Genomic DNA, 20,205 nt, shown 5'->3' with positions numbered 1-20,205 from the left:
GCCCCCAGCACCCGAACCCGGAAATCCGCCACGTTCCACCGCCGCGGTGACGGCGCCGGAGCGTGGCGGCCCTCCAGAGGTCCTGGCTCACGGGGCGGTGCGGTTCAGGAGCTGCGTCATGTCGTCGGCGGCCGCCAGCAGCAGACCGGCCTGCCGGGGGTCGGTGGCCACCTCCCGTCCGGCGGCGAAGCCAAGCAGGGAGATGGCGCGCTGGAGCGCGGCGCGCAGGTCGGTGATGTGCTGGTCGCGGGTGTCGATGGGGGCGGGCGGGGTGTTCATCGGCGGTCTCCTCAGCAGGTGATGCGGGCGACGAGGACGGACGCGTTGTCCGCGTATGGGTCGCTCAGTTCGTGCGCGCGCCGGACGGCGTCGTCGACCAGGCGCTCGGCGGCGGCGTGCGGGTCGCCGGTCAGGTAGCCGGCCAGATCGTGGCCGGCGTCCTCGTGGGGTTCGTAGGCGCCGTCGGAGGCGAGCAGGAGCCAGCCCGGCCGGGCCGGGCCGCGCAGGTACTCGATGGCCGGATGGCCCCAGATCTGTTCGGTCTCCTCGTCGCTGCGGGCTTCCCCGAGGCAGGCGGTGATCAGGTTGCGGTCCCCGTCACACGCTCGGCGGGCGTTGTGGTCCTCGGTCAGCAGGCGCAGGTGGCCGTCGAGGAGGAGGTAGGCGCGGGCGTCGCCGGACCAGGCCACCGAGAACAGGCCGCCGGGGACATGGGCGGCGACGACGGCCGCCGCGCAGGGCAGGCCGTGGCCGGCGGTGCGGGCGGGATCGGCGACGTAGTGGTCGTACTCGGCGCGCAGGCCAGCCTCCGCGTCCGCGTGTTCGGCGGCCGCGCGGGCCAGGCGGCGGGCTGCGGTACGGGTCCAGGAGCGGACGGCCGGGGTGTCGCCGACGCCGTCGAGCAGGACGTAGGCGCGGGTGCCGTCCGGGGTCGTGTATACGGCGGTCGCGTCACACTGGAAGGCCCGGTCACCGGGCCGCTGTGCGGTGGCGTACGACGTCACGGCCAGGTCCTCGTCCACGTCCTCGCGCATGCGGAAAGCCTCCCAGAACGCGGCCTCCGACCGGGGGGCTTCGCGGGAGGACCCGTGCCCGGACGAGTGAATCAGTCGGTCGCGGTCCGCTCCGGCACCAGCCGGGCCGGGGCCGTCGGCGTCGCCCTCTAACCACCGCCTCCGTCGACGCGTTGGTCCCCGACCATCCCGAGGCCAACGGGGAGGAGCTGCGCACGGTGGAGAAAGGCCGGCGCTCCCCGCTCGCCGCGCTGGCGAAGGGGGGTAACCCTGGCCTGGCCCGGCCCGTTGTCCGGTGACGCCGCCTCTCCCCGGTGTGGTGGGTGGGGCGGTGTCACCGTGCCGGAGTCACCCGCGCGGCGAATCGAACAGTCGTGCTGGTTGGTCGATACCCTGTGGGTGAGGTGACAGGAAGGTCACCCGGCCCGGAACAGGAACCACGATGACCACTGCCCCGCCGCCGATCTCGGAGCCCGACCCCTCCGCGCTGACCTGCCCCGGTGAGCGTGTCGGACGGTGCGCCAGCTGCCAGCGCAAGACCCACAAGTACGGCAGTGGCGGATGCCCCCTGTGCCAGTGGTGCATGGCCCCGGTGAGGGAGCGATGGGGCCCGGGCGTGCGCTACGTCAGCACGCGCGTCTAGCCGCGCTTCGCTCGTGTACTCGGCCGGGTGAAGCCGCCCCGGCGGGAGAACCTGCCCGGGCGACGGCGCGTCGTGTGTGGCATGAGGGAGATCAACGAAGCTCATGTGGCGGTGCCAGGCCTGGCCGTGGTGGAGGTCGCGGCCGCCGATGACGAGACCGCCTTCGCGGTCCAGGAGCTGCTCGCCGCGCGGTGCGCGATCGCGCCGGCGGACCGAACGATGCGGGAACCCGGCGAGCCCGGAGTACGGCTGCGTTTCTTCCTGGACCTGCACCAGGAGCCCGGCTCGTAGCACTGCGGGGCGGCGGCCCCGCCCCGCTCGAGGCAACGGCGGCCGCCAGGTGGCCGTCAGGGTGTGTCGCCGGAGTAGTAGAAGCGGCAGCTGACGCCGGGACGGGACGTGCGGGGCTCACCGGGACGTGGGTCGTACAGCGCCCGGCCGCCTGGCCACCGGGAGAGCTCGGTGGCCAGGGCGACACCGTCGTCGACTTCCTCAGCCCGCCAGCCGTGGATGTCCAGCAGCAGACCGTCCAGCGGCCCGCCGACCAGCTCGGCGTAGGTCCGGTGCGGGAGCGGGCCGGGGTGAGGGTCGTCATGATCCGCGCCGTAGACGCGCCGGTTCAGCAGCTGCTCGTCTCCGTTCATGCGATCAGTTTTCCAGCCGCCACCGACAGCCGATCAGAGCCGGCGGGCCCGGCCCGAGTGGAGGCCGGGCCCACTGTGCTCATCGCGGGCTGGGCGCTGCGGTCAGCACCCGCCGGTCCTCACCGTGACCGACGATCCGCCACACCGGCCGGTTGGCCCCGTCACGGATGAGCTGGTGCAGGGTCGTCGTCGCCACGGTGATCCGCCAGTTCGGCCGGGCGCGGTCGTGGAAGGCGGCCTCCCTCGTTTCCGGGGCCGCGCGGCGCTTGGCCGGGGCGAAGACGAACAGCAGCAGCGGGAAGGGCCGCTCCAGCGACGGCCCGGCGTAGGTCTCCTGCCAGTGGTTGCGCGGGGGGCGGGCGGCGTTGCCGTGCCCGGACGCCGGTGCGTTGCGGTAGGCGTCGTAGCGCTCCAGCTTGGCAAGCAGGCCGGCATAGGACGTGGTGCGGTCGATCTCCACAAACGCGCTGGAGCCATCGGCCAGGAGCACCACGCCATCGGGCACCAGGTTCCCGGCCGGGGTGGGGTGGGCGACTTCCACCTGCCAGTCGGCGTGATCGGCCACCTCCGCCTGGTGGAAGGCGATGACGGTGTCGACCAGGGCGAGACCGTGCTCCCGAAGGCCCGTCTTGCTGGCCGCGATGCGCTTACCCGTCGTCCGGCCGACAGGCGACGCGAGCTCACCGGAGGCGGCGGCTTCGGCGAGGCCTGCGGAGGTGCAGTACCAGTAGCTCTGCTGGGCACGGTGGGTCCGTCCGACCAGGGCCGGGGATTCGGCGAGCAGGTTGCGCAGCGCGCGGCGGACGTGGTCGGTGTCCTGCTGATGCGGCAGCAGCAGTGCCTTCAGCTGGCGGGGTGTGGCCAAGCGCAGCCGGGCGAGGGTGAGCAGGACCTCGCCACAGAGGTCCGCGCCGGCCTTCGTCGCCACGGCCTTCCGGGGCCGGGACGCTTCTCCAGGTACATCAGTACCTGGAGAAGAGGAGTTGCAGCCGGCCGGGGCAGGCGAATCGGGGGTCTGATCAGCAACAACCGTCAGACGGCGGCTGGAGGCTGCGGGGCTGGGAGCGGGGCTTGTCGCGGGGCTCGCCGTAGGGCCCACCGTCGCAGCGTTATCCGCCGGGGCCGGCCGGGTGTGCGGGTCGGGTGCGGTGGTCATCGCGTCCTCGGGTTTCTCCGGCCGTACGCGGCCGGGTCGGCAGTCGTCCGGCCCGCGCGCGGATCTGCGCGCGGCCCGGAGCCACCGTGTGAAGCCACCCCTTGACCGCGGTCTGACGGCCACCGACAACAAGCGCCCGATTCCTCCTTGGCCGCCCCTTGCAGTCCAGTTTTGTCCGTGACCGGAGTCACGCCCACACCGCGTCCCGGAGCGCGGCCTTTGTCCACAGGGCCGGGCGCGCACCGTAGGGCAACCGGCCGGGCGCAGCAGGCATCCGGCCAGCGAACAGCAAGGAGCCGTTATGGAGATGACGTCGCCGAAGGTGCCCCAGCTCGCCCCGGAGCGGATCCTGCGGGCCGCCGACTACGTGGAGCTGGTCTGGCGGGAGCAGGGCAGCGAGGAGGAGAAGGCCGCGCTGGAGGAGTTCCACGCCGACGGCCCCGAGCTGGCGCGGCTGATCGGTGAGTTCGGTGCGCTGCTGCTGGCCGACTACCTCACCGCCGTGCCCGATGAGCACGCAGACTGCGAGTCCGCGTACGTCCTCGGGCAGCTGGTGACGGTGGCGAGCCGGTACCTCAAGCGGTGGTGCCTTGCGAGCGGGGCCGGGGCGCACACCGCGTGGATCGCTGCCGGGTTCCTGATCGAGTGTATGCAGGAGGTCGACCAGGTCCACCAGTTCCTCGCCGACGCCCGCGGCGACGCCTACGCCGGGCGGCCGACGGCCGCGGCCTGAGCCGGACCGGCTGGGACGGCGCCCGGGGACGGAGATCTCTCCTCCCCCGGGCGCTGCCCGTTTTCGATGGTGATGCCGTAGGTAGCGGAGGTGGACATGGGGGTGCACGACCGGCCGTGGGCGGTGGAACGGGTGGCGCCCACTCCTCCGCCGTGCCGCCATCCACTTCCACCCGGTGCCGTCGATCGAGTGGAGTCCACCCCGTCCGGCCACCGGGTGCGGTGGAGTCCACCGAGTGGGGTCCACTCCACACGGTGGAATCCACTCCCGGTGCAGTGGTGCGCTCGGTGCGCGCACCGTTCGGGCGGCGGTGCGCACCCGGTGCGGTGGTGCGGTGCGCCGCGCGTTCCTGATGGTGCGCACCGGGCCACGCGGTGCGGGCCGATGCGGTGCGCGGCCCCGTCGCCAAGAGGCCCAGCCGGAGCCGGGTTCCTATATCACACGCCCCCTTGACCGCGACCTCTTCGAAGTCCCGAATGCGCGTTATGTAGACCTACGTTGTGTGGCAGATCACGTACGGAGAGGCTGGCGGCGGGTCAGCGGGTGCCCGCTGCATCGGGCCGGACAGAGGTGCGCACCAGTGCGCCAGGGCTGAGTTCACCGGTGCGTGCGCGTCGCCTCGCGCGCACCACGGTGCGGTGCCCGGCGGTGCGCGACGGCGTCGGTGCGCGCACCGGATGCCTCGATGTCCCGCGCCTCCCACCGGCCGGGTGCGTCGGAGTGGAGTCCACCCGATGTCGCGGTGGAGCCCACTCCCACCCGGTGCGCTCTGGGGTGGACTCCACTCTCCTCGGGTGGATCTCCACGGTGGGCTCCACTCTCCGGGCGTCACACCGTCCACCGTGCCCACCGGGTACGCGGTGGAGTCCACCGTGTCCACTCACCAGAAGTGGCGGCGGCGAAGGCGCGCGGTGCGCCACGGGTTCGGCCGGCCACCGGGGTACCGCCGCAAGCGGCGCCGGATTGGATGCGGCTTCGGCGACGGGTACAGCGCCGTCCGCAGTCGGCTGGCGTCGGCAAGGTGCTCCAGGCGCTCCCGCTGCTCCGGCGAGAGCTGTATCAGGATCAGGTCGACCACGGGGTCCTCCTCGTTCACGGGGGCGGTCCCCGTACTCTCGCCGCGTCCTGATGTCTCCGGGGCCGGAGCGCCGGGTGCGTGCCGGATGCTGGCGCGGTGACTTCGGGCTGCGTCCCGCCGGGCGGTCACGGCCGGGGTCCGGGGCCTTGGCCGTGACCGGGCTGCTGGTTCTGCTGCTCGTGCTCCTGGCGGCGGCCGTCGTCCGGGACGTCGGGCGCCGCCGGGGGCTTGTTGTCCTCGTAGGCGCGGCGGCGGGCGTCGGCGGCGCGGGTGAAGGCGGCGAGCCGCTCCAGGTTCTTCGGCGTGCGCAGCCACGTCGCCGCGTCGGTCGTGCGGCCACCGAGGTACTCCTCGGGCATCGCGGCCTGCTGGTGGGCGTGGATGGCGGCGGCCCGCTGCGTCGGGGTGAGGGCGGCGTCCCGGCCGGGGTGGTCGACGGCGTGCGGCGGGGCTGACGCCGGGTCGTGGTGCTGGTCGTCGGTGTGCGCGGCCGACGTCGCGGCCGGGGCGTCGGCCTGTCCGGCGGCCGCGGTGCGGGCGGCGCGGATCGCGTTGCGTACGGCGAGGCTGGCGACCCGGGCCCGCTCGTAGCGGGACGACTCCCGGGGCGGCTTGCCGTCGGTGCCGGCGATCCACCAGGGGTCGGGCTCGGGGAAGTCTGCGGTGTAGAAGATCTGGTCGGCGGCCGGGGCCCGGCGGCCGGGCTGGGGATCGGTGGTCTGGCGGCCGTGGTCGGACAGGGCGCGGCTGGCGATGTAGTCGTCCAGGCCGCGCGTGAACTCGCGGCCGCGCAGGGTCTCCAGCAGGTGCCGGCGCGCTTCGGCCAGGACGTGGCGGCGGGCGAACCTGCCGCGCACGGTGAAGACGACCGCGGCGACGTCGACGGCGGCGAGCGCGGTGTCGACCACCGGGTCCACCCGGGCCCGGATCGCCGCCCCCGCCGCGCGGCAGCGGTGCAGGAGCCCGTCGACCACCTGCTTGCCGAACTTCAGCAGCGCGGATGCCTTCCACCACGCGAGCAGCTGCTCCAGCGGGCGCGGGGTCTTCTTCTCGCGACGGGTGTCCTGCGCCGCCCACCACCCCAGGCCGTGCCGGGCCTTCTCGCCGGGCAGCCGCCCGTGCTTCTGCGCGTACTTGTAGGTGAGGCCCTCCAGGACGTCCTCGATCTGCTGGCGGCGGGTGGAGGACCAGTCGATGAGCTCGGAGTCGACACCGGCTATTTCCATGACCGGGCGCAGGCCCGGCGTCACCTCCCGGGGCACGGTCGCCAACCCGAGCTCCTCGCACACCTCGGTCGTGATCGCGAGGGTGTAGAGAGTCCCGGCGGCCACCACGTTCTGGTACAGGCGGTAGGTGTCCAAAGCGCCCCACACCGGCTCACCGTTGTCGTCCAGGCGCTGGACGCGGTTGAGGACCAGGCAGTGGTCGTGCAGGAGGGGGAAGCCGTCGCGGTTGTCGTAGTGCCGGAAGGCGGCGACCACGAGGGCCGGCGTCTTCGCGCGGCCACGGCCCGAGGACCACCGGGTCTCGGCGACTTCGTCCTCGAGCCAGCGCAGCGCCCTGGCGACGGCCCGCTCGTGCGCCCGCTCGATGACCCGGCGGGTCTGGTCGTCTCCCAGCGCCCACAGCACGATCAGGGACGCCTGCGGTCGGAAGGTGAAGTCCAGGGCGAGCAGCGGGGTCTGCTTGCGGGCCTCGATCTCCTCGATCGGCTGCCCGAGCACGGTCTCGCGTCGTGCCGTGGCCGCGTCGACGCCGTCGTCCAGGAGGCCGCGCTCGATGCGGTCGGCGTCCGGGTGCCGGCCCTCGCCGAACAACAGCTCCAGCTGACGCTTCAACACCTCCGCGCCCGCGGTAAGCCCCAGCGCACGCAGACCACGTCCCAGCCACCGCCCCGGTGGCAGCCCGGCCAGCTCCTGGGCGGCCTTCAACGACTGTCCGGCCGGGCGGCGGCCGTCCCCGAACGCGACTCCACGCACGTAGTACCGCCACGCGTTACGCCTCTGAACCTTCGCGACACTCAGCATCCCCACAGCACACACCGGCCCTGACCTGCGAAAAAGCGCGATCCCGTGAGGCGGGAGAGTTCACCGGAACTTCACGGCCGATCCCGCCCGGCGGGCGCTCGCGACGCCGTCGTGCCCGCCCGGCGGACACCACCAGGGCCATGTAAATGCTGCGCCGCAGCCAGTCACACAGGCCCCACAAGCCCCGAAACCGCCAGCAGACGCCAGCACCCGTACATGTACGTACCGCTCCCCCACCTGACGGCCAAGGACGCCGCCTGCACCACGTCACTCACTCTCCGCCCCCGGCAACGCCGGGGGCTTCTTGCTGCCTGGAGGACCGACGTGCCCACCTACGAGACCCTGCCCCGCTTCACCACCGACCTGGACCGCCTCACCCCCGCCCAGCGCCGGCGCTTCCACCACGTCGTCCGGAACGCATTCGTCCCCGATCTCCGCACAGGCCGCTTCCGTCCCGGCCTGCGCGTCAAGCGCGTCCGGCAGGCACCCGGCGTCTACGAACTCAGCTGGTCCATGGGCGCCGGCCCCGCAGGACGCGCCACATGGGAATACGGACCCGAGCACTGCCCCGGTGAACAGCACATCGTCTGGCGGCGCGTCGGCGGGCACGACATCCTCAACCAGCCGTGACCACGACACCGTCACCGTCAACCGCGTCGTCGGGTCAGGCGCTGCGCGGCCGACGGCCCGCCGCCTTCTTCGCGCCGGCCTGTTTGGCCGGCGGCTTCCTTGCGGTCGTCTTCTTCTTTCGCGTTGTCGTCTCTTCGAGTCAGCGGAGGTCTTGGCCGCCGATCCGCGCCTGTGACCTACCTGGCCGATCCCGAGGCACGCGCGGAGCTCTTACGGGCCGCGACGATCGCCGCAGGCGCTGCCACGGAGGCGAGGATGCCGCACAGAACGGCGAGGATCGGGTAGCTGGCGAAGGCGACGACGATGCCGGAGGCCAGGCCGCCGACCGCGCCCGCGATGGCGATGGCGACGTCGACCAGACCCTGAGTCTTGGCGCGGGTGGCCAGGGACGTGCTGTTGGTGACGATCGCGGTGCCGGTGACCAGGCCGAAGCTCCAGCCGAGGCCGAGCAGGACGAGGGCGAGGGTGATCAGGGGGAAGGAGTGGCCGGGCGCGAGGGCGGCGGCTACTCCCGCGGCAAGCAGCGTGCCGGCAGTGACCACGCTCATCGCCGTGGCACCGAATCGGTCGACGAGGCGGCCCGCCAGGGGCGACGGCAGGTACATGGAGCCTGTGTGCAGGGCGATGACCAGGCCGGACGCGGCGGTGCCGAAGCCGTGGGCGTGCATGTGGATGGGGGTCATGGTCATCACAGCGACCATGACGAGCTGGCTGAGGACCAGGACCACGACGCCGACGATGAGTCCGGGCCCGGGCCGAGAGGAGGAATTCGCGGGTGCACCCTCAGCAGGGGTGGCGGGCAGAGTGCGGGCGAGCAGCAACGGGTCTGGGCGCAGCCATACGAGCAGGGTGAGTGCGGCCAGCGTGAACGCGACCGTGGAGAGGAGGAACAGGCCGGTCAGTTCGGGCAGTCGGAGGGCGGTCGCGAGGTGCCCGGCGGGGGTGGCGAGCAGAGGTCCGGCGATGCCGCCGGCGGTGGTGGCGACGATGACGGTGGAGGTGGCGCGGGCGCGCTGATGGGGTGCGGCGAGGTCGGCTCCCGCGTACCTGGCCTGGAGGTTGGACGTGGTACCGGCGCCGTAGAGGAACAGGGAGAGGAACAGCAGGGCGGGGCTGGCGAGCGCGGCCGCGACGACGACTCCCGCACCGCCGAGGGCTCCGGTGAGATATCCGGCGGCCAGTCCGGGGCGGCGGCCGAGGCGTTGGGAGACGCGTCCGATGACGACGGCGGCGCCGGCGGAGCCCGCAGTGAGCAGGGCGATGGGCAGTCCGGTCAGCGACGTGTTGTGGAGCATCTGCCCGGCCAGCAGCCCGGCGACGGTGACGCCGGCGGCGAGGCCGACACCACTGAGGATCTGGGAGACGAGCAGTACGGTCAGGGTGCGCTTCTGCACCGCAGGTATGGCTGGGGCGGGAGTGGTGGTGGACAGGGTGCGGGGCATGGGTACGTACTTTCGGGATGCCGGAGGCTGGGGTGTGGGGGCTGCCGGCGGGTCGGTCGGTGGTCGTCAGGCGGCGGTCAGGAGTGTGCGGGAAGGGAGAGCGCGGACGAACTGGTCGGTGACGTTGGCGAGTTGCAGCTCGTCGTCGTGGTCGAGGGTCATCGCGCCGTCCGGGGCGGTCGTGATGTGCCGGTCCAGGACGAACCAGCCCTGGGTGACCTGGGCGCCGAGCACGGTGAGGAACGGGCGCAGGGCGTAGTCGAGGGCCAGGACGTGGGCTGGGCTGCCGCCGGTGGCCAGGGGAAGCACCGGTTTCCCGGTGAACGCATGCTGGGGCAGCAGGTCGAGGAAGGTCTTGAGCAGGCCGGAGTAGGCGGCCTTGTAGATGGGGGTGGCCACGACGAGGGCATCGGCCTCGGCGACCAGGTTCACGGCGCGGACGAGCGAGGTGTCGTGGGTGTTTGCGGAGAGCAGCGGTGCCGCGGGCAAGTCGCGCAGGGCGAGTACGTGGGAGCGGTGACCGCGGCTCCGCAGGCCCGCGGCGGTGTGCTCGGCCGGCAGAGCGGTACGAGAGGTACGGGCGGGATTGCCGGACAGGGTGAGGACGGTGGCCACGGGGACTCCTGGAACTGCAGGGGGATCGGCGGTGAACAGCGGTGGGCGTCGGGTTGCCCGTCCCGCGTCAGTGCAAGTGGTCGGGCATGCCGTAGGCGTCGGCGATCAGCTCGGTGGAGCGCAGCCGGGCCTGGACGGAGTGGCCGACGCTGCCGATCATGAGCTCGTCGGCGCCGGAGTCCCGCTGGACCTGGTTCAGGTGGGCGGTGACCTGTTCGGGGGTGCCGTGCGGGACGTGGTCCAGCCAGCTGTTGACGGCTTGGCGTTCCTGGGCGTCGTAGGTGTAGGCGTCCACTTCCTCGGGGGACGGCAGCAGGTAGGACTTGCGCTGGAACATGCGGAGCATGGCGTGTGCGAGGGTGCCAGCCTGGCGGCGGGCCTCACGCTCGTCGTCGGATGCCGCGATGGTGAAGCTGACCAGCGCGTACGGCTCGGCGAGGGTCTCGGACGGGGTGAACCGCTCGCGGTACAGGCGCAGGGCGGCCACGACATCGCGCGGGTTGAAGTGCGCGGCGAAGGCGAACGGCAGGCCGAGCTGGGCGGCGAGCTGCGCCGAGTAGCCCGAGGAGCCGAGCAGCCACACCGGCAGGCGGCCGGTGGGCGGAGTGACGCCGTTGAGCCGGTCCTGGGCGGGGCCCGGTACGGAGTACACGCGGTCGGCGTAGGGGTGCTGGGCGGGGAAGTCGTCGCCGAGGAAGTGCAGCAGTTCGGCCACCTGCTGGGGGAAGTCCTCGGTGCCGCTCGTGCCGCGGCGCAGGGCGGCGGCCGTGGTGTGGTCGGTGCCCGGGGCGCGGCCCAGGCCCAGGTCGATGCGGCCGGGGGCGAGGGCGTCGAGCATGCCGAACTGTTCGGCGACGACCAGCGGCGGGTGGTTGGGGAGCATGATCCCGCCCGCGCCGAGCCGCAGCCTGCTGGTTTCCGCGGTGAGCCGGGCCAGCAGGACGGGCGGGCTGGAGGTGGAGACGCCGGGCATGGCGTGGTGCTCGTTCATCCAGTAGCGGGTGAAGCCGCGCCGGTCGGCGAGCCGGGCGAGTTCGATGCTGCCGGCCAGGGCCTCCGCGGCTCTCTGGCCGGTGCCGGTCATGGCGGAGTCCAGTATGGACAGGGGGGCGGGGGCGGAGCCGTGGCGGGTGCCGCGGATCGGGTCGGTCATGGTGGTGCGGTCCTTCGGTGGTGCGGGAGGTGGGGCCGGGTGCCGGGCGACAGCAGCGGCGTGTCTGTGTCGGTCGGCGCCCGGCTGTGCGCCAGGCGTGCGTGGGGTCAGCCGCGGACGCCGAAGTCGACGCGGTCGGCGAGACCGGCGGCCGTGAAGGCGGCTTCGAGTTCGTCGCGGCCCTCGGTGAAGTGGGCCCAGCTGTTGTAGTGAACCGGCACGATCCGGCGGGCGCCCAGGATGCGGGCGGCTTCGGCGGCCTGAGCGCTGTCGAGCGTGAGCAGCGCGCGGTCCAAGACGGGAGTGCGGACCGCGCCGGCGAACAGCACCGCGGTGTCCACCGGGCCCAAACGGCTGGCGATCTCGCGGACCAGGGAGAGCTGGGCGTTGTCGCCGCTGACGTAAACGGTGGGCAGGCCGTCACCGCTCAGGACGAAACCGACGACCTCACCGACGACCGGTTCGAGGTCCTCACGCGACCCGGGGCCGTGCAGGGCCGGGACGCCGGTGACGGTGACCGTGCCGCCACCGGGGCGGTCGAGCTCGATGGACTCCCAGTCCTTCAGAGGGCGTGCGGTGCCGCCCAGCCTGCCTGCGCCACTGGGCGTGGTCAGGGTCAGGGGGACATCGGCGAGCAGGGTCCGGCCCGAGGCGTCGAGGTTGTCGTCGTGCTCGTCGTGCGACAGCAGCACCACATCGATGCGGCCCAGATCAGCGGGCGTGGCGGAGGCGGGCGCGGTCTTGGCCAGGCCGGAGGGGTAGGTGCCGGGGGCGTCGAAGGTCGGGTCGGTCAGGAACCGCAGCCCGCCGTACTCGATGAGGGCGGTCGGACCGCCGAAGACACGGATGGGGACCTGCTCGCTGGACGCGACGGTTGCTGCCATGACGAAATCACCTCACGGATAGATTGGCTTACATCCGTGACCATAGGCGTTTGTCACGGATAGAAGCAAGCTGTAGCGTGAGGTGCGTGAGTGAGACCGTTACCGCCACCACCGTTGATGCAGTCGGCCCGGGGTTGCCGCCGGCACCGGGCGCTGAGCACTACCCCGCCCTCGACCTGGCCAACAGCGCCATCGCCCTGCCGGGCGGCCAGTTCCTCGATGCGTTGGGCACGCCCTCCGGCGCCAACCAGTGGCTGGTGGACCACAACCTGGCCCCCGCGGACGCCGGTATGCAGGAGATCTGCGCGGCACGTCTGCGCTCCCTGCGCGAGCAGGTTCGCGCCCTGCTCGCCGCCCAGGTCGGCGGGCATCCGGCTCCCGCCACCGCGCTGGCGGCCGTCAACGACGCCCTCACAAGGGTCCCCACCGCCTCCCCGCTCGGCTGGGACTCGGTCCGCGGCATGCACCGCACCGCCCCGCACCCCATCGACCAGATCGTCGACCAGGCCCTCGGCATCCTCGCCGCCGACGCCGCCGACCTGCTCACCGGACCCGACGCCGAACGGCTGACGGCCTGCCCCTCCACCCCCTGCAACCGCTACCTGCTCCGCGCGGGACGCCGCCACTGGTGCTCGGTGCGCTGCGGCGACCGCGCCCGCGCCGCCCGCGCCTACGCCCGCCGCACGCAGACCACCACCGACTGAGTCGAGCCACCCCCGCCCCGCCGCCGGTTCACCGGACCCGCGCCGGGGCGCGGTTTCGCACGCCCTCAAGCCCCCGGCATGGACGGCCCAACCCGCCCTCCATCCGGTCGTTCCCCACGATCAACGAAGGACCATCGCCTCTCATGACGGCCACATTCACCCTGCTGACCACCGGCTACGACAGCCTCGACGCACGCAACGCGGACCGCGACGGCCGCGAGAAGCCGTGGCACGTCGCCTCGACCGTCTGCCTCCTGCGCGACGGCGACACGATCGTCGTCGTCGACCCCGGCATGGTCGAGGACCGCAAACTCATCCTGGACCCGCTCGCCGCCGCCGGCATAAGCCCCGAACAGGTGACCGACGTGGTCTTCAGCCACCACCACCCAGACCACACCCTCAACGCCGCCCTCTTCCCCAACGCACGCGCCCACGACGTCTGGGCCACCTACCACAACCACCTCTGGTACGACCGTCCCGCCGACGGACACCAGCTCTCCCCCTCGATCCGCCTGATCGAAACGCCCGGCCACACCCCCCAGGACATCTCCACCGTCGCGGAAACCGCCGAAGGGACCGTCGTCCTCACCCACGCCTGGTGGACCGTCGACGGCCCCGCCGAAGACCCCACCTCCGACGACCACGAGGGCCTGCGCACCTCCCGTCGCAAGATCCTCGCCCTCAAGCCCGCCCTGATCGTCCCCGGCCACGGAGACCCCTTCGTCCCCGACGAGAACACCCCCATCTGAACAACAGAGATTGACGTGATCAGCCATGGCCGGGCCGGATGGAACGCCATCGCAACCAACGACCCGGCCGAGTTCGCCAACTACGGCAAGCCCATGCCGCCACACCTGGAGAAGTACGAACGGCTGCACGAGACGATTCAGATCGTGCAAGCGCTCTGGGGCAGCTGGGAGTACCAGGCCGGCGCCCCCGACAAGAACGGCCAGTTCACCGATCCCGCTCACGTCCGGCCCATCGATCTGCAGGGCCGGCACGTCGGCGCGCGAGGCCCCCTCCCCATCCCGCCGTCCGAGCAGGGCCAGCCCGTCATCCTCCAGACGGGCGGAGGCGGACTCGGCTTCCAGGCAGCGGCGCTGCACGCGGACGTCATCGTAGGCATGGCCATGTCGATCGAGGACGGCAAGGCGTACCGGAAAGCGATCCACCAGGCCGTGACCCAAGCCGGCCGGGATCCCCAGACCGCCAAGCTGGTCATGTTCGCCACCTTCAGCCTCGGTGACACCGTTCGAGAGGCCCTCGACCGGCGCCGGGAACTCGACGCGCGCGTGGACGAGCAGCCCCGCAACCGGCGCCTGCTGGGCCGCAGCCCGCAGCGGCCGGTGCCGCCCCGCCCCCGGCAGCAGGCACTCAACGCCCTGCTCCAGCACGTCCCGGCCTGCGGACCACTGTCGGCCCGACACCGCCCTCGGCATCCTCGAATAGGCGCGGTCGCCCCCGGCCGACCCGCCGAGTGACCCAACCCTGCTCACCGTGCTCCTGGCGGCCAGCGGGGAAGGCATCACCCATGACCTGGTCCCTGCCCGAGCCGATGCTGACCGTGGCCGTGGACAGCCCTGCCCTGCTCGCCGGGTGGGCAACGGAGCCGAAGTGGGATGCCTTCCGAACCCAGTTGGCCGTACACACGGGCGGGCGGGTGCTGCCTCGCTCGAGGCAGGGGACGGACATGACCGGCTCGTTCCCCGAGATCCGGGAGGCGGCCCTCGCGCAGCTGCCGGCGGGACTTCACGGCTGATCCCGCCCGGCGAGCGTTCGCGGCGCCACCGTGCCCGCCCGGCGGACACCACCAGGGCCATGTAAATGCTGCGCGGCAGCCAATCACACCCGCCTCACAAACACCGGGAAACCGCCAGTAGACGACTCCACCGTCAACCAGCGCCCATCTACATACCGCTCCCCCACCCGGCGGCCAAGACGCCGCGCCCTGCACTACGTCACCGACTCTCCGCCCCCGGCAGTGCCGGGGGCTTCTCGCTTCCCGGAGGACCGACGTGCCGACCTACGAGACCCGGCCCCGCTTCACCTCCGACTTGGACCGCCTCACCCCCCAGCAGCGCCAACGCTTTCACCACGTCGTCCTACGCGCGTTCGTCCCCGACCTGCGCACCGGGCGCTTCCGCCCCGGCCTGCGCGTCAAGCGCGTCCGGCAGACACCCGGCGTCTACGCACTCACCTGGTCCATGGGCGTCGGCCCCGCAGGACGCGCCACCTGGGAGTACGGGACCGAGCACCGCCGCGGCGACCAGCACATCGTCTGGCGGCGCATCGGCGGCCACGACATCCTGAACCAGCCGTGAGCTTGTTCTTTAACCCTTTCAACCGTCGTAGGGCGATGATTGTCTTCTCGCGTCGGACGGTTTTGCCCACGTCGTAGCGGGCTGCCCGGTGTCTGTTCCTTGTGCCGGGTGGTCGTCCGGGGCCGGGCCGGTGGGGTTTCGGTGCTTGGGCGGGACAGGACATGTGCTGGCGGAGGTTCCGAAACGTCCGGCGGACCCTGGCAGGGGTGAGCCGACCCGGTGTGGCCGGTTTCTCCCACGGGTGCCGCAGGTCCCGGGCCAGCGGGCGGGCGAGCCGGAGCCGGGTGTATGCGGCGATGATCAGCCACGTCCAGCGGTCGGCCGCTTCCGGCGCTTCCCCCACGCCAGCTGCAAGCAGCAGACTCATCCTCACGGCCTTCGTCGTGGTCACGTGCACCTTGGTCGGAGCACATGATCAGACGAAGGCCGCCTCGGCATCCGGCGAACGCCCACCTGAGTGAACCAGTTCGGGAACGCTGTTCGACGACAAAAAGGTATGAGTCAGGATAATGCCGGAGCAGCGTGGGCATCATGTCGAGATGGCTGCCCCTCACCCCCCGCCGCTTGCCGTCGACGACCGCGGCAACGCCTTGGTCTCCTTCGTTCTGGCCGCGGAAGACATGCCACCCGGTGACGCACCCCTGCCCGTGGCGCTGGTAGCCCTGTGGCACGGCAGCCGCGTTCTGATGGTTTTCGACCGGTTCCGGCAGGCCTGGGAACTGCCAGGCGGACAGATCGACCCTGATGAGACCCCTCGCCAGGCGGCCGCGCGCGAGTTACTGGAGGAAACCAACCACGTCCCCCAAGGGCAGTTGCGTTTCGTCGGCTTCGCAAGCTTCACTCTGGCGCCCGACCAGCATGCCGAATACGGTGCCCTATTTACCGGCCTAGCCGCCGACGTCTCACAGCTCTTCCAGCCCAACAACGAGATCGCGGCCATCCGATGGTGGGACCTTCGCGAGTCCTTGCCAGGGCGGCTCCAGCCGCTGGATGCCTACCTCGCAGAGCTCACCCGCAACACGTCATCAATCACCCGCCACGGCACAGCCGGAGGTTAAAGAACAAGCTGAGCACGACTCCGTCAACCGCGTCGTCGGGTCAGGCGCTGCGCGGCCGACGGCCCGCCGTCTTCTTCGCCCCGGCCTGCTTGGCCGGCGGCTTCTTCGCGGCCGTCTTCTTCTTCGGCTGCGGCAGCTCGTGCACCTCGGCCGGCCCGGCGTCGCCGCGCGAGGCCTTCGCCTTGGACACCGACTCCTGCAGCGCGGCCATCAGATCCAGCACCTGGGCCGGCTGCTCCGGCTCCTCCACCACGGGGAGCGGCTTGTCCTCGCGTTTCGCCTCGATGATCTGGGCGATCGCCTCGGTGTAGCGGTCGGTGAACTCGGGGCCTTCCAGCCGGTCGACGGTCATGGTGTCCATCAGGGCGAGCGCGCCGGCGATTTCCTCCTCGGAGACCTGGGTGGGCGGGGGTAGGAGCTCGGTGGGGTCGCGGATCTCGTCGGGCCAGCGCATGGCGTGCAGGACCAGGACGTCGTCGCGTACCCGCAGCAGGCCGAGGCGTTCGCGGCCGGACCAGGCGTACTTCGCGACGGCCACCTTCGACGAGCGGGAGAGGGCTTTGACCAGCAGCTTGTACGGTTTGGCCGCGACCTGGCCGGCGGGCTGGAGGTAGTAGCCCTCGGCGATCCGGATCGGGTCGACCGACTCCAGCGGGACGAAAGCATCGATCTCGATCGCCTTCGCGGTCGGCAGGGGAAGGTTCGCGAGGTCGTCGTCCGTGATCGGGATGACCTGCGTCTTCGTCAGCTCGTACCCCTTGCCGATCTCGTCCTGGGGGACCTCACGGTCCTCCAGCTCGCACACCTTGCGGTAGCGAACCCGGCCCTGGTCGGGCAGGTGGTACTGGTGGAAGTGGATGCTGTGGTCCTCAGACGCGCCGACCACGTTGATGGGCACCGTGACGAGGCCGAAGGTGATCGCGCCGGTCCAGATCGTTCGGGGCATGGCACACCTCTCCCGCTCGCCCCGAGCATTACCAGGCTATGTACCCGGCCGGGGTCCCGCACGCGCGAACGGTGGGCGCCGCTGGGCTCTACCGGGCGAGGGTGACGGTGACCGGTGTGTTGGGGCAGTGGCTGAGGGTCTGCGACAGGGCGGCTTCCTCGCTGGTGTCGATGCTCAGGTTCCAGCGGGTCTTGTCGGCGACCCAGTCGGTGGCGTATTGGCAGTGGTAGCCGGCCGCGGGCGGCAGCCACGTGGTCGGGTCCTGGTCCGCCTTCGCCCGGTTCGACGCGGCCGACACCGCGATCAGCGCCCGCTCGTCGCCCAGGTCGTTGGCGTAGGACTGCCGCTCCGCCGGCGACCAGGCGAAGGCGCCGGAGTCCCAGGCCTCGGCGAGCGGGATCAGGTGGTCGATGTCCAGGCCGCGCGGGCCCTGGAGGTAGCGGTCGTCGTACGGGCTGTACCACTCTCCCCCGGTCAGCGCGCAGCGCGCACCCTGCTCGGGCACGATCACGGCCTCGGCCTTCAGCACCTCGGCCCGGGTGGTGCAGCCGTCCTTGTCGGCGTCGACCCAGTGCTTGAACTTGGTGCGCTCATACCCGGTGCGGTCCTCACTGCGGACGGGCAGAGCGGCCAGGGCGTCGCGCACCGGCAGGGTGACGGCCTGACCCGCGGCGCGCCCGGTGGGATCAGCGGCCGGGACGGCATGGGCGGCGGCTGGGGTGAGCATGGCCGCGAGGGCGGCGGTCCGGGCGAAGCGCACGACGAAGTCCTTTCGGAGATCACTGGTCGTGCTCTTCGTAGCGGCGACTCCGAGCGACGCGCCCGGGAAACCGCAGCCTCTACCCGTTCAGGGGATACGCGCGATGTCCTGCAGACACATCGCGCGGGCCCGGCCCCGCGCAGGCGCGGACGTCGGCGGCATATCTGAGCAGCCCAGCCGGATGCCGGCCCCGGCCACGACCGGCTGATCGCCGGAAGGCGCTGTACCCGATCGGCCGGTGGGGGCAACCGCCGACACAGGGCGCCCGCCGCCTGGGATCCATGAGTGTGCATGAGATCCCCGACGAGCTGATCACCCTGGAACGGGCCGCCGAGCAGGAGCGGGCCCGGCTCGCCGGCCTCACCGGTGACGACTACAACGCCCAGCTGCGCCGCTGGCGCGAGGCCTCCGCCGCCTTCCACACGGCCGTCACCGAACACGCCTCCACTGCCCAGATCAGCCGGTACGAGCTGGAGCAGGCCGTGAAGAAGGCCGTCCGGCACCCCGAGCCCAAGGACGACGCAGCCGACGAGTAACCCCGCGGACGGTGCCGGGGCTACTGGTCGGGCCAGTCGGCCAGCACCCCACCGGTCTCCTCCCGGTCCCACCAGCCGTGCTGCACCGGCCGGACCCCCCCCCCCACGGTGAGCAACAGGTGGTAGCGGCCGGGACCGCTCATGTGAGGCGGATCCCGCGGGAGTGGCCCACGCCACCCCGCCACTCGGCAAGCGCCGTTAGTGACCTGCCGAGTGGCCAACCCGGCTCGCCGCGCTTCTGGCGGGTCAGCGACGTGGGAGACACCACGGCACGACCTGATCCTCATCCGAGCCGATACTGACCGTTCCCCGCCCTGCCTGCCGGGTGTACCACCGAGTCGAAGTGGACGGCTTCCGCACCCAACTCGGCCATGCATACGGACGGAACGGGTGCTGCTTGGCTCGAGACAGGAGACGGACTCGAGCCGTTTGCTCCCTAGTAGTCGTCCCGTAACTGCTGGTCGAAGGTGTGATGATCTTGCCGTGGCTGGTCTGATTACGGCTTCGGAGCCCTCCTGGATAAGCCCGTTCACCGGGCTGAGTCCTCGGCAGTTCAACAAGCTGATCACCGCGCTGCGGCGTGAGGGAGCCGATCCGGTCCGCAAGGGCCGGCCGTGGTCGCTGCCGTTGGGGGACCGGGTGCTGCTGGTGGCCGCGTACTGGCGCACCAACCTCGCCACGCTGTTCGGCGTCTCGAAGTCGGCGGCCGACCGGATCGTCGACCACCTCGGACCGGCTCTCGCCCTCCAGCCCCGGCGGCGGTTCCGCAAGGACACCGTGCTCATCGTGGACGGCACGCTGGTCCCCACCCGCGACCGGACCGTGGCCGCCTCCAGCAAGAACTACCGCTACCCCACCAACCACCAGGTCGTCATCGACGCCGACACCCGCCTGGTCGTCGCCGTCGGCAAACCGCTGCCCGGCAACCGCAACGACTGCAGGGCCTGGCAGGAGTCCGGCGCGAAGACCGCCGTCGGCGCCACCCCCGCGATGATCGCCGACGGTGGCTACCGGGGCACCGGCCTGACCATCCCGCACTACCGCCGGCACAAGAACGAGGAACTGTCGGCCTGGAAGGAGAAGCACAACGCCTCCCACCGCAAGGTCCGCGCCCGCGTCGAGCACACCTTCGCCCATATGAAGAGCTGGAAGATTCTGCGCGACTGCCGCCTCAGAGGGGAAGGCGTCCACCACGCCATGCTTGGCATTGCTCGCCTGCACAACCTCACCCTCGCCGGATGACAGGAAGACGAGCAGGTCAACCGACATGCCATAAGGAATTTACGGGACACCGTCTAAAATCCGCGCGGTCGCCTCAGGGTGGTTACCCTACCAGTCACCCAGGGAAACATCCCATCTAATGTCATACCAGAAGGTGTCTTCCTCATAAGCTCGGGGGTCGATCATTCGAATCCTCTCTTCAAGTCTCCTCGCCATCCGCTCGCCCTCATCCTCATCAGCCTCATCAGCAGGATCACGGTTTTCCGCTCCATCCAAGACCACAGAGGAGAAAGCCTCTAGACATTCGATAAATTTCCCTAGGGACTCATTAACGAAAGTTACGGTAGAGGCATCGTGCGTCTCGAAAACACTGCCAGATCCACTGTCTACCATAAGCCTGCCGGTTGCCCCGCTAGAACCGAACCACACGAAAGAACGTTTGCCAATCTGGACGTGTTGCAGCGGTCGCACAGGCGTAAATACACCATCTACTGTTTCCGTCGGCACACGGAAAGAACCGAATGAAGGCTCTCCAGGAAATTCCACATTTTCGACCTTCAGGTCGCCACTGCCCGACATACCTCTCCCCTTAAAGTTGCGAAGTGGGCGACCAGTTTACCCTGGCCGCCCACTTTTGCGCT

General features: G+C 71.2%; 25 protein-coding genes and 1 pseudogene. 11 read left to right on the top strand and 15 right to left on the bottom strand.

Annotated elements, in window-relative coordinates:
• Positions 1 to 87: 87 nt before the first annotated feature.
• Positions 88 to 279 (bottom strand): hypothetical protein, encoded by a 192-nt coding sequence (locus ABD350_RS11195; protein WP_344347756.1) that lies wholly within the window; start codon positions 277 to 279, stop codon positions 88 to 90.
• An 11-nt stretch (positions 280 to 290) separates the two neighbouring features.
• Positions 291 to 1,034, bottom strand: coding sequence for a hypothetical protein (locus ABD350_RS11190; protein WP_344347755.1), 744 nt, complete (start codon positions 1,032 to 1,034; stop codon positions 291 to 293).
• A gap of 703 nt (positions 1,035 to 1,737) precedes the next feature.
• Here ABD350_RS11190 and ABD350_RS11185 point away from each other — a divergent pair.
• Positions 1,738 to 1,947, top strand: a complete 210-nt coding sequence (locus ABD350_RS11185) for a DUF6207 family protein (protein WP_344347754.1) — start codon at positions 1,738 to 1,740, stop codon at positions 1,945 to 1,947.
• 56 nt (positions 1,948 to 2,003) lie between these two features.
• Here the strand turns inward: ABD350_RS11185 and ABD350_RS11180 are convergent, their stop codons facing one another.
• Both ABD350_RS11180 and ABD350_RS11175 read right to left on the bottom strand, forming a co-directional pair.
• On the bottom strand, positions 2,004 to 2,300 hold the full coding sequence (locus ABD350_RS11180) for a hypothetical protein (protein WP_344347753.1): 297 nt from the start codon (positions 2,298 to 2,300) through the stop codon (positions 2,004 to 2,006).
• Between the two features lie 79 nt (positions 2,301 to 2,379).
• The gene (locus ABD350_RS11175; RefSeq protein WP_344347752.1) at positions 2,380 to 3,228 is read right to left on the bottom strand and encodes a replication-relaxation family protein; all 849 of its coding nucleotides are present in this window, start codon (positions 3,226 to 3,228) and stop codon (positions 2,380 to 2,382) included.
• A gap of 535 nt (positions 3,229 to 3,763) precedes the next feature.
• On the opposite strand from ABD350_RS11175, the gene ABD350_RS11170 reads away from it, so the two are divergent.
• Entirely contained in the window at positions 3,764 to 4,189 is a 426-nt protein-coding gene (locus ABD350_RS11170) for a hypothetical protein (protein WP_344347751.1), read from the top strand.
• Between the two features lie 880 nt (positions 4,190 to 5,069).
• On the opposite strand, the gene ABD350_RS11165 is transcribed toward ABD350_RS11170, so the two are convergent.
• Complete coding sequence (locus ABD350_RS11165) at positions 5,070 to 5,267, bottom strand: hypothetical protein (RefSeq protein ID WP_344347750.1); 198 nt, start codon at positions 5,265 to 5,267, stop codon at positions 5,070 to 5,072.
• Positions 5,268 to 5,392: 125 nt separating this feature from the next.
• On the bottom strand, positions 5,393 to 7,294 hold the full coding sequence (gene mobF / locus ABD350_RS11160) for a MobF family relaxase (RefSeq protein WP_344347749.1): 1,902 nt from the start codon (positions 7,292 to 7,294) through the stop codon (positions 5,393 to 5,395).
• A 324-nt stretch (positions 7,295 to 7,618) separates the two neighbouring features.
• Here mobF and ABD350_RS11155 point away from each other — a divergent pair, with 324 nt between their 5' ends.
• Complete coding sequence (locus tag ABD350_RS11155) at positions 7,619 to 7,924, top strand: hypothetical protein (RefSeq protein WP_344347748.1); 306 nt, start codon at positions 7,619 to 7,621, stop codon at positions 7,922 to 7,924.
• 176 nt (positions 7,925 to 8,100) lie between these two features.
• Here the strand turns inward: ABD350_RS11155 and ABD350_RS11150 are convergent, their stop codons facing one another.
• The 4 genes from ABD350_RS11150 to ABD350_RS11135 form a co-directional block, all read right to left on the bottom strand.
• Complete coding sequence (locus tag ABD350_RS11150; RefSeq protein ID WP_344347746.1) at positions 8,101 to 9,366, bottom strand: MFS transporter; 1,266 nt, start codon at positions 9,364 to 9,366, stop codon at positions 8,101 to 8,103.
• A gap of 66 nt (positions 9,367 to 9,432) precedes the next feature.
• Positions 9,433 to 9,981, bottom strand: a complete 549-nt coding sequence (gene ssuE, locus ABD350_RS11145; protein WP_344347745.1) for an NADPH-dependent FMN reductase — start codon at positions 9,979 to 9,981, stop codon at positions 9,433 to 9,435.
• A 67-nt stretch (positions 9,982 to 10,048) separates the two neighbouring features.
• A complete protein-coding gene (locus ABD350_RS11140; protein WP_344347744.1) occupies positions 10,049 to 11,134 on the bottom strand; it encodes an LLM class flavin-dependent oxidoreductase in 1,086 nt (361 codons plus the stop codon).
• A 107-nt stretch (positions 11,135 to 11,241) separates the two neighbouring features.
• Positions 11,242 to 12,018 (bottom strand): MBL fold metallo-hydrolase, encoded by a 777-nt coding sequence (locus tag ABD350_RS11135; RefSeq protein WP_344347743.1) that lies wholly within the window; start codon positions 12,016 to 12,018, stop codon positions 11,242 to 11,244.
• Positions 12,019 to 12,104: 86 nt separating this feature from the next.
• Here ABD350_RS11135 and ABD350_RS11130 point away from each other — a divergent pair, with 86 nt between their 5' ends.
• The 5 genes from ABD350_RS11130 to ABD350_RS11110 all read left to right on the top strand — a co-directional run bounded on the left by ABD350_RS11130 (position 12,105) and on the right by ABD350_RS11110 (position 15,043).
• Positions 12,105 to 12,722 carry a CGNR zinc finger domain-containing protein gene (locus tag ABD350_RS11130; RefSeq protein ID WP_344347742.1) on the top strand — a complete coding sequence of 206 codons (618 nt, stop codon included), beginning with the start codon at positions 12,105 to 12,107 and terminating at the stop codon, positions 12,720 to 12,722.
• 143 nt (positions 12,723 to 12,865) lie between these two features.
• On the top strand, positions 12,866 to 13,471 hold the full coding sequence (locus ABD350_RS11125) for an MBL fold metallo-hydrolase (protein ID WP_344347741.1): 606 nt from the start codon (positions 12,866 to 12,868) through the stop codon (positions 13,469 to 13,471).
• Positions 13,472 to 13,486: 15 nt separating this feature from the next.
• Positions 13,487 to 14,203 (top strand): LLM class flavin-dependent oxidoreductase, encoded by a 717-nt coding sequence (locus ABD350_RS11120; protein WP_344347740.1) that lies wholly within the window; start codon positions 13,487 to 13,489, stop codon positions 14,201 to 14,203.
• 50 nt (positions 14,204 to 14,253) lie between these two features.
• On the top strand, positions 14,254 to 14,481 hold the full coding sequence (locus ABD350_RS11115) for a DNA ligase-like domain-containing protein (protein ID WP_344347739.1): 228 nt from the start codon (positions 14,254 to 14,256) through the stop codon (positions 14,479 to 14,481).
• 256 nt (positions 14,482 to 14,737) lie between these two features.
• Positions 14,738 to 15,043, top strand: a complete 306-nt coding sequence (locus tag ABD350_RS11110) for a hypothetical protein (RefSeq protein WP_344347737.1) — start codon at positions 14,738 to 14,740, stop codon at positions 15,041 to 15,043.
• 16 nt (positions 15,044 to 15,059) lie between these two features.
• On the opposite strand, the pseudogene ABD350_RS11105 reads toward ABD350_RS11110, so the two are convergent.
• Positions 15,060 to 15,374 (bottom strand): annotated as a pseudogene (locus tag ABD350_RS11105) (NF041680 family putative transposase); the annotation flags it as partial.
• Between the two features lie 178 nt (positions 15,375 to 15,552).
• Here ABD350_RS11105 and ABD350_RS11100 point away from each other — a divergent pair.
• The gene (locus ABD350_RS11100; protein ID WP_344347736.1) at positions 15,553 to 16,101 is read left to right on the top strand and encodes an NUDIX hydrolase; all 549 of its coding nucleotides are present in this window, start codon (positions 15,553 to 15,555) and stop codon (positions 16,099 to 16,101) included.
• A gap of 40 nt (positions 16,102 to 16,141) precedes the next feature.
• Here ABD350_RS11100 and ku read toward each other — a convergent pair whose 3' ends face one another.
• Both ku and ABD350_RS11090 read right to left on the bottom strand, forming a co-directional pair.
• Complete coding sequence (gene ku, locus ABD350_RS11095; RefSeq protein WP_344347735.1) at positions 16,142 to 17,047, bottom strand: non-homologous end joining protein Ku; 906 nt, start codon at positions 17,045 to 17,047, stop codon at positions 16,142 to 16,144.
• Between the two features lie 88 nt (positions 17,048 to 17,135).
• A complete protein-coding gene (locus ABD350_RS11090; RefSeq protein ID WP_344347734.1) occupies positions 17,136 to 17,807 on the bottom strand; it encodes an HNH endonuclease family protein in 672 nt (223 codons plus the stop codon).
• A gap of 281 nt (positions 17,808 to 18,088) precedes the next feature.
• On the opposite strand from ABD350_RS11090, the gene ABD350_RS11085 reads away from it, so the two are divergent.
• Positions 18,089 to 18,343 (top strand): hypothetical protein, encoded by a 255-nt coding sequence (locus tag ABD350_RS11085; RefSeq protein ID WP_344347733.1) that lies wholly within the window; start codon positions 18,089 to 18,091, stop codon positions 18,341 to 18,343.
• 20 nt (positions 18,344 to 18,363) lie between these two features.
• On the opposite strand, the gene ABD350_RS11080 is transcribed toward ABD350_RS11085, so the two are convergent.
• Complete coding sequence (locus ABD350_RS11080; protein ID WP_344347732.1) at positions 18,364 to 18,486, bottom strand: hypothetical protein; 123 nt, start codon at positions 18,484 to 18,486, stop codon at positions 18,364 to 18,366.
• 340 nt (positions 18,487 to 18,826) lie between these two features.
• Between ABD350_RS11080 and ABD350_RS11075 the strand changes: the two genes are divergently transcribed.
• A complete protein-coding gene (locus ABD350_RS11075; RefSeq protein WP_344347731.1) occupies positions 18,827 to 19,585 on the top strand; it encodes a transposase in 759 nt (252 codons plus the stop codon).
• Positions 19,586 to 19,672: 87 nt separating this feature from the next.
• On the opposite strand, the gene ABD350_RS11070 is transcribed toward ABD350_RS11075, so the two are convergent.
• Positions 19,673 to 20,143, bottom strand: a complete 471-nt coding sequence (locus ABD350_RS11070) for an SUKH-4 family immunity protein (RefSeq protein ID WP_344347730.1) — start codon at positions 20,141 to 20,143, stop codon at positions 19,673 to 19,675.
• Positions 20,144 to 20,205: the final 62 nt, after the last annotated feature.

Origin of the sequence: Streptomyces nogalater (genome assembly GCF_039532885.1) — a bacterium.
GTDB classification, from domain to species: Bacteria; Actinomycetota; Actinomycetes; order Streptomycetales; family Streptomycetaceae; genus Streptomyces; species Streptomyces nogalater.
This window is presented reverse-complemented; position numbering and strand designations above follow the sequence as displayed.

Excerpts from the sequence above, each read along its gene's own strand:
- ABD350_RS11195 (WP_344347756.1), bottom strand. The coding sequence starts at position 279 with ATGAACACCCCGCCCGCCCCCATCGACACCCGCGACCAGCACATCACC.
- ABD350_RS11190 (WP_344347755.1), bottom strand. The coding sequence starts at position 1,034 with ATGCGCGAGGACGTGGACGAGGACCTGGCCGTGACGTCGTACGCCACC.
- ABD350_RS11185 (WP_344347754.1), top strand. The coding sequence starts at position 1,738 with ATGAGGGAGATCAACGAAGCTCATGTGGCGGTGCCAGGCCTGGCCGTG.
- ABD350_RS11180 (WP_344347753.1), bottom strand. The coding sequence starts at position 2,300 with ATGAACGGAGACGAGCAGCTGCTGAACCGGCGCGTCTACGGCGCGGAT.
- ABD350_RS11170 (WP_344347751.1), top strand. The coding sequence starts at position 3,764 with ATGACGTCGCCGAAGGTGCCCCAGCTCGCCCCGGAGCGGATCCTGCGG.
- mobF (WP_344347749.1), bottom strand. The coding sequence starts at position 7,294 with ATGCTGAGTGTCGCGAAGGTTCAGAGGCGTAACGCGTGGCGGTACTAC.
- ABD350_RS11150 (WP_344347746.1), bottom strand. The coding sequence starts at position 9,366 with ATGCCCCGCACCCTGTCCACCACCACTCCCGCCCCAGCCATACCTGCG.
- ABD350_RS11140 (WP_344347744.1), bottom strand. The coding sequence starts at position 11,134 with ATGACCGACCCGATCCGCGGCACCCGCCACGGCTCCGCCCCCGCCCCC.
- ABD350_RS11135 (WP_344347743.1), bottom strand. The coding sequence starts at position 12,018 with ATGGCAGCAACCGTCGCGTCCAGCGAGCAGGTCCCCATCCGTGTCTTC.
- ABD350_RS11125 (WP_344347741.1), top strand. The coding sequence starts at position 12,866 with ATGACGGCCACATTCACCCTGCTGACCACCGGCTACGACAGCCTCGAC.
- ABD350_RS11115 (WP_344347739.1), top strand. The coding sequence starts at position 14,254 with ATGACCTGGTCCCTGCCCGAGCCGATGCTGACCGTGGCCGTGGACAGC.
- ABD350_RS11100 (WP_344347736.1), top strand. The coding sequence starts at position 15,553 with ATGCCGGAGCAGCGTGGGCATCATGTCGAGATGGCTGCCCCTCACCCC.
- ku (WP_344347735.1), bottom strand. The coding sequence starts at position 17,047 with ATGCCCCGAACGATCTGGACCGGCGCGATCACCTTCGGCCTCGTCACG.
- ABD350_RS11085 (WP_344347733.1), top strand. The coding sequence starts at position 18,089 with ATGAGTGTGCATGAGATCCCCGACGAGCTGATCACCCTGGAACGGGCC.
- ABD350_RS11080 (WP_344347732.1), bottom strand. The coding sequence starts at position 18,486 with ATGAGCGGTCCCGGCCGCTACCACCTGTTGCTCACCGTGGGGGGGGGG.
- ABD350_RS11070 (WP_344347730.1), bottom strand. The coding sequence starts at position 20,143 with ATGTCGGGCAGTGGCGACCTGAAGGTCGAAAATGTGGAATTTCCTGGA.